Below are 9,660 nucleotides of genomic sequence, written 5' to 3' on the forward strand. Positions count from 1 at the left end.
TCCTCGTCCTTGTTGATGGCGACGATGACCTTGCTGTCCTTCATGCCGGCTAGGTGCTGGATTGCCCCCGAGATGCCGACGGCAACATAAAGCGCGGGCGCCACGACCTTGCCGGTCTGGCCCACCTGCCAGTCGTTGGGGGCATAGCCCGAGTCGACCGCCGCGCGGGATGCGCCCACGGCAGCGCCCAGCTTGTCGGCCAGCTGCTCGATCAGCACGAACTGCTCCTTGGAGCCGAGCGCACGGCCGCCCGAGACGACGCGGCCGGCCGAGGTCAGTTCCGGGCGATCGCTTTGCGCGACCTCCTCGTTCAGCCAGGTCGACAGCGCCGGATCCTCGGCAGGCGTGGCTTCCGAGACAGTGGCCGAGCCACCGTCGCCGGCCGCCTCGAAGCTGGTGGTGCGCAGGGTCAGCACCTTGACCGGGTCCGAGGAGCGCACGGTCTGGATCGCGTTGCCCGCATACACCGGGCGCTCGAACGTGTCCGCATCGACCACCGTCTGCACGTCCGAGATCACCATCACGTCCAGAAGCGCCGCAACGCGGGGCATGATGTTCTTGGCATCCGTCGTGGAGGGGGCGACGATGTGGCTGTAGCTGCCCGCCAGGCTGACCAGCAGCGCCGCGGTGGGCTCCGCCAGCATGTGGCCGTATTGCGCATCTTCGGCCACCAGCACGTGTGAAACGCCGGCGATGGCCGCGGCCTGGTCGGCCGCCACGCGGGCTTCCGTCCCGGCACAAAGGACGGTGACCTCACCCAAGGATGCGACGGCATTGACGGCCTTGGCCGTGGCGTCACGGTTCAGCTCGCCATTGGCGATCTCGGCCAGAAGAAGAACAGCCATCACACGACCCCCGCTTCTCTCAGTTTCGACACCAGCTCGTCCACCGAGCCGACCTTGATGCCCGCCTTGCGGCCCTCGGGCTCGCGCGTGCCGGTGACGGTCAGGCGCGGGGTCACATCGACGCCGTAATCGGCGGCCGTCTTCTCGTCCAACGGCTTCTTCTTCGCCTTCATGATGTTCGGAAGCGAGGCATAGCGCGGCTCGTTCAGGCGCAGGTCGGCGGTGACGATGGCAGGCAGCCTGACTTCGATCGTCTGCAGGCCCCCGTCGACCTCGCGCGTGACGCGGGCCGCCTCGCCCTCGATCTCCAGCTTGGAGGCAAAGGTCGCCTGGCTCCAGCCCAGAAGCGCCGCCAGCATCTGGCCCGTCGCGTTCATGTCGTTGTCGATGGCCTGCTTGCCGGCAATGACCAGCTGCGGGCCTTCTTCGGCGATCACGGCCTTGAGGATCTTGGCCACGGCCAGCGGCTCGATGTCCTGATGCACGTCATCGGCCGCCACGACCAGAATGGCGCGGTCCGCCCCCATCGCCAGCGCGGTCCGCAATGTTTCGGCCGCCTGTTTCACGCCGATCGACACGGCCACCACCTCGGTGGCCACGCCCTTTTCCTTCAGGCGGATCGCCTCCTCCACCGCAATCTCGTCGAACGGGTTCATCGACATCTTCACGTTGGCCAGATCGACCCCCGATCCGTCCGCCTTCACGCGAACCTTCACGTTGTAGTCGATCACGCGCTTGACTGGCACGAGGACTTTCATCGGCCTCTCTCCCTTTGTTGCGTCATCTGTCGCGGGAAAGTGTTAGACATGCTTTCCCGGCAGTAACAGGGCAAAAACGTCACAGGACGCGGCGTTGTCCCGACACAGCCCCGGTGGCGCGGCCTCAGCGGCTGGCGCCGGGAACCCAGAGGATATCCGCGCCGCCGCCTTCGTTGGCCAGCCTGCCGGCCACGAACAGCCAGTCGGACAAGCGGTTCAGATAGCGGATGGCCGCGCTGTTCACGTCGCCTCCCGCCAGCAGTTCGGTCGCCCGCCGTTCCGCCCGCCGTGCAACGGTGCGCGACAGATGCAGATGGGCTGCCAAGGCCGATCCGCCGGGCAGAATGAAGCTGCGCAAGGGTTGCAGATCGGCATTCATCAGGTCGATCTCGGCCTCCAGCCGGTCCACCTGGGCATCGATGATCCGCAGGACCGCATAACCGGCCTGATCATCGGCAGCCATGTTCGGTCGCGACAGGTCGGCTCCCAGGTCGAAAAGGTCGTTCTGGATGACCGCCAGCTGTTCGGCCAGATCGCCGGCCGCATGAAGCCGGCACAGGCCCAGCGTCGCATTCAACTCGTCCACCGTACCATAAGCCTCGACCCGCGGGTCGTGCTTGGCCACGCGGCTGCCATCGGAAAGGGCCGTGTCGCCCTTGTCGCCGGTGCGGGTATAGATCTTGTTCAGAACGACCATCAGTGAGCCCTCCACCAAAGGAACAGCATCAGGATGGCAATGGCCACCGCTTGTGCGTAAAGCCGCCAGCGCATCATCCGGTTGCCGTGCTTGCGGTTGAATTCACCGCCGCGGGCAAAGCCGCCGATGCCGGTCAGCAGGATCGCGATGACCACACCAATGGCAAGCATGGTGACAAGGAACAGGGTTTTATCTGGCATGGCATACCGCCTTTCGGCCCCGACCCTAGCTGCGGCGCGCAAACCAGTCCAGAGCACGGGTCGGCAGAACGCGCCGCGCCACTCCGGAAATGCGTGTCGGTGCTGTGACATAGTAACGCGGGGCCGGGTTTTCAGCAGTCAGCGCGGTCAGGATCCGGTCGCTGACCGCGCTTGGAGGCAATTCGAACCGGTCCTTTCCCGAAGGTTCGTATAAACGCTTCAGCAGCGAGGAGCGGTACTGTTCGACGCGGGGACTGGCCTGCCAGTCCACCCAACGCTCGAAATGGGGAATCGCGTTTTCCCGGATGCGGCTGGCAATGGGGCCGGGTTCGATCAGCACGACCTTGATGCCGGTGCCATGCATCTCCAGCCGCAGCACATCGGTCAGCCCTTCCAGCGCGAACTTGGTGGCCACATAAGGGCCGCGCCAGGGAATGCCGACCAGCCCCAGAACCGAACTGATCGTGACGATCCGGCCAGTCCCGCGCTGCCGGAAATGGGGGATCAGGCGGCGGGTCAGATCATGGGTGCCAAAGAGATTCACCTCGAAGATCTCGCGCATTGCACCGCGCGGCATGTCCTCGACCGCACCCGGCAGGGCAAAGGCCGCGTTGTTGACCAGCGCATCGACCGGACCGGATGCAAGGACATCCCCGACGCAGGTGCCGACGCTGCTTTCGTCCGCCAGATCCAGATGCAGGCATTCCATGCCTTCGGCCTGTCGGGCGGCAATGTCTTCCGGGCGCCGGCAGGTTGCGATGACGTGCCAGCCTTCCGCCTTCAGGCGCCGTGCTGCGTCCAGCCCGATCCCCGAAGAGCAGCCAGTGACCAGAACACGCTTCATGGCGCCGCGGCCGACAGCAGCGAGGCCGAGATGTACCCTTCCTGCCCGTCCGCTGCGCGGACATGGACCCAGTCCGCGTCAACCGGTCCCAGCGTCACAAGGGGCGCCCCCCTGCCGAGACTGCTCACCACCGGGTTCTGCGTTCCGGGACCTGCACGCATGTTCACCCGGTCGCCGGTGACAAACAGCGTTTCACCACTGACCGCTGCACCTGCGGCCGCCGCGGCGGCATCTTCGGGGGTGTTTCCCGCATATTCCGGCGAAGGCTCCAGTGCGGGCCCGGGAAAGCGGACAACCTGCTCGGGGGTTTGGCTTGCGACGGGAACGACCTCGGCCGGAACTTCAGCCGGCAGCGAACCCGCGGGCTCCGGCCTTTGCAATGTGCTTCCGGCATCTTGCGCGGCACTGGCCAGGGGAGGGGGTGCCGGACGGCGGGCGCTGCGGAGGTTCTCGCCGCCGTAAAGCGACAGAACCGCGTAAAGCCCGAAAACGGTCGCCAGCATCAACAGTCCCAGCCTGATCATGGTTTGCCCTTTGCCGCCCCGGTTCCAGCCTAGCCGGTGTCGCCGCCCAACGCCATGCACACGGCCGCGTTCCCCATGTGCTTTTCGATCTGGACCGGACGGCCCGGGCAGCCTATCCACGGGCGCATGTCCGACGATCTGCTTCCCAACTCCGAAAAAGGCACGCAGTCCGAACCGCTCAGCCGCGCGATTGGCGAACGGTATCTGACCTATGCCCTGTCCACGATCATGCACCGTGCGCTTCCAGACGCGCGCGACGGGCTGAAGCCCGTGCATCGCCGCATCCTTTACGCGATGCGCGAGTTGCGGCTGGCCCCGAACGGTGCCTTCCGCAAGTCCGCCAAGATCACCGGCGACGTGATGGGCAACTATCACCCGCATGGCGACGCCGCGATCTATGACGCGATGGCGCGCCTCGCGCAGGATTTCGCCATGCGATATCCGCTGGTGGACGGACAGGGCAACTTCGGCAACATCGACGGCGACAACCCGGCCGCCGCCCGGTACACCGAGGCGCGTCTTGCCGCGACCTCCGAAGCGCTGATGGACGGGCTGACCGAGGATTCGGTCGATTTTCGCCCGAACTATGACGGGACACTGTCCGAACCTGTCGTGCTGCCCGCAGCCTTTCCGAATCTGCTGGCAAACGGGGCGTCAGGCATTGCGGTGGGCATGGCCACCAACATCCCGCCCCACAACCTGCACGAGGTCGTGGATGCCTGCCTGCATCTGATCAAGACGCCCGATGCACGCGACGACACGCTGGCGGGCATCATCCAGGGGCCCGATTTTCCGACCGGCGGCGTCATTGTCGAAAGCGCCGAAACGATCGCGGAAACCTATCGCGTCGGCCGTGGCGCCTTTCGGGTTCGCGCCCGCTGGGCACAGGAGGATCTGGGCCGCGGCCTGTGGCAGATCGTCGTCACCGAGATCCCCTACCAGGTTCAGAAGTCCAAGCTGATCGAGCGTCTGGCCGAGCTGATCCAGACCCGCAAGATCCCGATTCTGGCTGATGTCCGCGACGAATCGGCCGAGGATATCCGCATCGTGCTGGAGCCCCGGGCCCGCAACGTGGAGCCCGAACAGCTGATGGGTGCGCTGTTCCGCGCCAGTGATCTGGAGATTCGGTTCAACCTCAACATGAACGTGCTGATCGATGGCCGCGTGCCCAAGGTCTGCTCGCTCAAGGAGGTGCTGCGCGCCTTCCTGGACCACCGCCGCGCGGTGCTGGTGCGCCGGGCCACCTATCGTCTGGACAAGATCGCCGCCCGGCTGGAGGTTCTGGAAGGCTATCTGATCGCCTACCTGAACCTCGACCGCGTGATCGAGATCATCCGCACCGAAGATGAGCCCAAGGCGGTCATGATGGCGGAGTTCGATTTGAACGATGTGCAGGTCGAGGCGATCCTGAACATGCGCCTGCGCGCCCTGCGCAAGCTTGAGGAGATCGAGCTGCGCGCGGAACGCGACGCGCTTCTGGAAGAGCGTGAAGGGCTGCAGGCCATGCTGGACGACGAGGGCGTCCAATGGTCCCGTATCGCACAGCAGTTGAAGGAGGTGCGCAATCTGTTCGGCAAGTCGCGCGCCCAAGGCCGCCGCCGGACCACGATCAGCGAAGCCTCCGAGATGCCGGTGATCGACATGGACTCCATGATCGAACGCGAGCCGGTGACGGTGATCCTGTCCAGAATGGGCTGGATCCGCAGCATGAAGGGCCACCAGCCGCTGAATGCCGATCTGAAGTTCAAGGATGGCGACGGGCCCGGACTTGCCCTGCATGCCGAGACAACCGACAAGCTGATGGTCTTTGCCTCGAATGGCCGGTTCTACACCATCCCCGCTAACACCCTTCCGGGCGGGCGAGGCATGGGAGAGCCTTTGCGCCTGATGATCGACCTGCCCAACGAGGCCGAGATCATCGCGATGTTCCCGTGGAGGGCAGGCGTCCGCTATCTCGTGGCCTCCAAGGCGGCGGACGGCTTCATCGTCGGGGCAGGCGACATTCTGGCGCAAACCAAGACTGGCAAGCAGGTGCTGAACGGCGATGCCTTGTTGTGTCGGCCCGTCAGCGGCGATCATGTGGCGGTCGTGGGGGACAACCGGAAGATGCTGGTCTTCCCGCTGTCCGAACTGCCCGAGATGGCACGCGGTAAGGGCGTCAAGCTGCTGAAGTTCAAGGACGGTGGCTTGTCCGACGCCATCTGCCTGAGCTTGGCGGAAGGACTGTCCTGGCCGATGACCGGCGGCAAGACCCGGACCGAGCCTGACCTGACCGAGTGGCTGGGCAAGCGCGCCACGGCGGGTCGCATGGCCCCACGCGGCTTCCCCCGCAACAACCGCTTCGGTTGAGCGGGGACCGGCTTCGGAACGCAGGTCTGTTGCCTCCGGTCAGCCCTTTCATGCGATCACGGGCTGACCGGGGGCCTGTCTGACTGGTCAGGGGCCTACGTGCCGGCACATGGATGTTGTTCCGGCAGGAAAGACTTTTGAGCGGATACCGGCAGTTCCGGCCCTACAGGCCGTTGCCGCCGACCGAACCGAAATATTCCCCAGTGATATAGCTGGCCTCGTCCGATGCCAGAAGGACATAGATCGGCGCGATCTCGACCGGTTGGCCAGGGCGGCCCAGCGGCTGGCTGGCACCATGTTCCTGCGCCTTTTCCGGGGTCTGGCCTCCGCTGATCTGCAGGGCGGTCCAATACGGACCGGGGCACACCGCGTTGACGCGGATGCCGCGCGGGGCCAATTGCTTGGCCAGGGATTGCGCGAAGGCCACATTGGCTGCCTTGCTTTGAGCATAATCGAACAAATGCCCTGCAGGGCTGAACGCCTGTACTGACGAGGTGATGATGATTGAGGCCCCTGACTCCAGATGCGGCAGTGCAGCCTTGGTGACCCAGAAGGGAGCATAAACGTTCGTCTTCATCGTCGCGTCAAAGTCTTCGGTCGTCAGATCCTCCAGCTTGAGGCAGAACTGCTGGCGGCCGGCGTTGTTGACCAGCACATCCAGTCCGCCCAGTTGCGACACGGCGCTTTCCACCATCTCCTTGCAGAAACCCTCGTCGCGCAGATCGCCCGAGATGGCCACCGCCTTGCGGCCTTCGGCTTCGATGGCGGCAATGATGCGGTCTGCGTCGGGCTGCTCCTCGGGCAGATAGGCGATTGCCACATCGGCACCCTCGCGGGCATAGGCGATGGCTGCGGCGGCTCCGATGCCACTGTCGCCGCCGGTGATCAGGGCGCGCTTGCCCTTGAGGCGGCCGCTGCCGCGATAGCTGGTTTCTCCGTGATCGGGCAGGGGATCCATGTCGCGTGCAAGACCGGGGGCCGCCTGTTCCTGCGCTGGAAAATTGGGTGCAGGCAAGCTGGGATCGCTGAGAGCGCCGCTGCGGAAGGGGGTGCGGACGGGATCGCTGGACATCGTGGCCTCGTGGGTTTGGGTGTGCGAGGCAAACGGCGGACGATGGGGAATGTTCCGGAACATGCCGCCGCCCCAAGGCCTTCAGCGGCGGCGCACCCATTTCCAGCCGGTGATCATTGGACGGATCAGATCCTCGTTCTTCCAGAACCGGTAATAAAGAATCACCGCGACATGCAGGATGACCAGAAGAAGGATCAGGTTGGCCCCTAGGTCGTGCCAGCCTGCCGCAGCGCGCGATGTTTCGCGACTGACCTGCGACGCCAGTGGACCTACATTGATGAAGTCATCGGGATCCATGACGAGGCCGCTGTAAACCTGGAACGCCAGCACCCCCAGCAGGGCCAGGACCGACAGTGCGCCCATCGGGTTGTGTCCGGGCCAATGGCTGGGCTGGCGCCGGTGCAGGTGGCGCATATAGCTCCAGACATGGCTCGGACCCCGGATGAAATGGGTGAAACGCGCGGACTCAGGTCCCACAAAGCCCCAGATCAGGCGAAAGACCAACAGGCCTGCGATCGAATAACCCAGCCAGAAATGCACTGTCATGACTGCGGGGCCGAACTTGCCCAGCAGCCAGTTCGCGATGACCAGAACGGACAGAAGCCAGTGGAAGATGCGCAGCGCCGGGTCCCAAAGGCGGATACGTTGCAGCTGCCCTTGGGCCATCAGCGATCCATGCGATAGGGCTGGTGGCAGTTCCGGCAGGTCACGCCCAGTTGCTGGACCACCGGCCCCAAGTTGCCCTGACCGCCGGTGACGGCCTGATCAATGCCTGCCGTCGCCTCCCGGAGAGCCGCGAACTTGGCTTCGAAGTCATTCCGGTCGGTCCAGATCGCGGGCAGGGCATCCGATCCCTCAAGATCGTCCGAAGAACTGCCTTTAACAAAAAGCTTGGGGGCATCGTACTGCGCCAAGGCCATCAGGTTTGACGCGGCGGCCGTGGCTGCAGCCTCGTCATAGCCCACCTCGCCCTTTGCCATGCCGGCCAGCGTTCCCATCTCGATCGAGATCATGGTCATGAAGCCGTGACGGGCTTCCATTGCGTCCTCGGGGGACTGGGCAAAGGCACTGCCGGCCACAAGAAGGGCCGCGGCGGAAAGGATGATCTGGCGCATGTCGGGTCTCCGGTAAGGAACAGAAGGCACAACCCGAAGGTGACAGAGCCCCCTGCACGGATCAATCGTGCAGGGGGCTCTTCACGGGAATGCGATCAGTTTCCTGCCTTCAGCCGGGCAGGAAACCAGCTTCAGTTGTTGTTATAAAGCGGCATGACGCCTGCTTGGTCGTGGATCTGGTTGACCGTCTGCCGATCAAGACCCATCGCCGTGGCAAGATCGTTCAGATAGCGCGCCTCGGCCTCGTTGTTGAAGTCGATGGCCAGAAGAGACATCAGATAAACTTGGGCTTCCTGTCCTTCCGGCACTTCGCGTGCCAGCGACGCCGCATCGACCGGAGCCGCCATCTGCTCCTTGATGAACTGGCGCTCTTCTTCGTCCAGATCGTCCCCCAGATGGCCCAAAAGGCGCTGCTTCTCGGTTTCATCAATATGGCCGTCGGACTTGGCCGCCTGAATCATCGCACGAAGCATGGTGCCGGCCAGTGCGTTCTGGTCGGGGGTGGGGGCAACCTGCGGCTCGCCTCCATTGGCAAGCGAATCGTTGAAAAGTTCGCCAAAGGTGGCCTGGTTCGAAGGCTGCGAATCCTTTTGCGAAAGGCGGCCCGCGATGCCACCGGCCGCGGCGCCACCCAGAAGCCCGCCCAGCATGTCTTCAAGCCCGCCTCCGCTGCCGGCGCGGCGGGTGCCGGCAGACCGGCCGGACAGACCATCCAGCAGGCCGCCAAGCCCGCCCAGCCCGCCTTGTGCGCTGCCCCCGTGCATTCCGCCCGAGCGCCCGCCGAGGGCCCGACCCAGCATGTCGCTCATGCTGCCGCCCGAGCCCTGGGTGTTGTTGCTCAAAAGGTTGTCCAGCAGTCCGCCACCCTGGCGCGGACGCCCGTGCTGTCCGCCTTGCTGCTGGTTCTGCATCATCGTGCCGATACCCTTGGCCAGCATGACGCCGGCTGCGACCTTGGTCAGACTTCTCATCAAGCTCATGGAAATTCCTTCCGGTTGCCGTGCACGGGCGGAACTGCCCGCGGTTGCCGTGGCAACGAGAATGCCGGTCCCGCGGTTCCGGCCGCCTGCCATGACAGAGCGGCATCCACTGCGATCCTGCCCTTGATTTTCCCCCGTTCGCCTTATACATCGCGGCGCACGTCAAATCCGGGGCCGTCTCAGCCATGCCCCGCGGATCAGGAGGCCGACATGGCAAAGGCAAAGTTTGAACGGACGAAACCGCACGTCAACATCGGGACCATTGGTCACGTTGAC

At 64.6% G+C, this 9,660-nt stretch carries 11 protein-coding genes; 1 reads left to right on the forward strand and 10 read right to left on the reverse strand.

The annotated features are described in order from the left end of the window. From ACLHHB_RS11950 to ACLHHB_RS11975, 6 genes are all read right to left on the reverse strand, one after another. Positions 1 to 845 (reverse strand): electron transfer flavoprotein subunit alpha/FixB family protein (locus ACLHHB_RS11950; RefSeq protein ID WP_410218505.1); only part of this gene is annotated, 845 nt, incomplete at its 3' end. Further along, positions 845 to 1,603, reverse strand: a complete 759-nt coding sequence (locus ACLHHB_RS11955) for an electron transfer flavoprotein subunit beta/FixA family protein (protein ID WP_410218506.1) — start codon at positions 1,601 to 1,603, stop codon at positions 845 to 847. The genes ACLHHB_RS11950 and ACLHHB_RS11955, both read right to left, overlap by 1 nt. A 124-nt stretch (positions 1,604 to 1,727) precedes the next feature. Next, positions 1,728 to 2,300 carry a cob(I)yrinic acid a,c-diamide adenosyltransferase gene (locus ACLHHB_RS11960; protein WP_410218507.1) on the reverse strand — a complete coding sequence of 191 codons (573 nt, stop codon included), beginning with the start codon at positions 2,298 to 2,300 and terminating at the stop codon, positions 1,728 to 1,730. Further along, positions 2,300 to 2,500 carry a twin transmembrane helix small protein gene (locus ACLHHB_RS11965; protein ID WP_410218508.1) on the reverse strand — a complete coding sequence of 67 codons (201 nt, stop codon included), beginning with the start codon at positions 2,498 to 2,500 and terminating at the stop codon, positions 2,300 to 2,302. The genes ACLHHB_RS11960 and ACLHHB_RS11965 overlap by 1 nt, the downstream gene beginning before the upstream one ends. Positions 2,501 to 2,525: 25 nt before the next feature. After that, complete coding sequence (locus ACLHHB_RS11970) at positions 2,526 to 3,344, reverse strand: SDR family NAD(P)-dependent oxidoreductase (RefSeq protein ID WP_410218509.1); 819 nt, start codon at positions 3,342 to 3,344, stop codon at positions 2,526 to 2,528. Continuing rightward, a complete protein-coding gene (locus tag ACLHHB_RS11975; protein ID WP_410218510.1) occupies positions 3,341 to 3,868 on the reverse strand; it encodes an SH3 domain-containing protein in 528 nt (175 codons plus the stop codon). The genes ACLHHB_RS11970 and ACLHHB_RS11975 overlap by 4 nt, the downstream gene beginning before the upstream one ends. 126 nt (positions 3,869 to 3,994) lie before the next feature. On the opposite strand from ACLHHB_RS11975, the gene parC reads away from it, so the two are divergent. Continuing rightward, positions 3,995 to 6,217 carry a DNA topoisomerase IV subunit A gene (gene parC, locus ACLHHB_RS11980; protein ID WP_410218511.1) on the forward strand — a complete coding sequence of 741 codons (2,223 nt, stop codon included), beginning with the start codon at positions 3,995 to 3,997 and terminating at the stop codon, positions 6,215 to 6,217. A 163-nt stretch (positions 6,218 to 6,380) separates the two neighbouring features. Here the strand turns inward: parC and ACLHHB_RS11985 are convergent, their stop codons facing one another. The 4 genes from ACLHHB_RS11985 to ACLHHB_RS12000 all read right to left on the reverse strand — a co-directional run bounded on the left by ACLHHB_RS11985 (position 6,381) and on the right by ACLHHB_RS12000 (position 9,384). Next, the gene (locus tag ACLHHB_RS11985) at positions 6,381 to 7,289 is read right to left on the reverse strand and encodes an SDR family oxidoreductase (RefSeq protein WP_410218512.1); all 909 of its coding nucleotides are present in this window, start codon (positions 7,287 to 7,289) and stop codon (positions 6,381 to 6,383) included. Between the two features lie 81 nt (positions 7,290 to 7,370). Continuing rightward, positions 7,371 to 7,955, reverse strand: a complete 585-nt coding sequence (locus ACLHHB_RS11990; protein ID WP_410218513.1) for a cytochrome b/b6 domain-containing protein — start codon at positions 7,953 to 7,955, stop codon at positions 7,371 to 7,373. Then, complete coding sequence (locus ACLHHB_RS11995; protein ID WP_410218514.1) at positions 7,955 to 8,404, reverse strand: c-type cytochrome; 450 nt, start codon at positions 8,402 to 8,404, stop codon at positions 7,955 to 7,957. Before ACLHHB_RS11995 ends, ACLHHB_RS11990 begins: the two co-directional genes overlap by 1 nt. 131 nt (positions 8,405 to 8,535) lie before the next feature. Beyond that, positions 8,536 to 9,384 carry a tellurite resistance TerB family protein gene (locus ACLHHB_RS12000; protein WP_410218515.1) on the reverse strand — a complete coding sequence of 283 codons (849 nt, stop codon included), beginning with the start codon at positions 9,382 to 9,384 and terminating at the stop codon, positions 8,536 to 8,538. Between the last annotated feature and the right edge of the window lie 276 nt (positions 9,385 to 9,660).

Source organism: Paracoccus sp. (in: a-proteobacteria) (assembly GCF_046462195.1).
Lineage (GTDB): Bacteria > Pseudomonadota > Alphaproteobacteria > Rhodobacterales > Rhodobacteraceae > Paracoccus.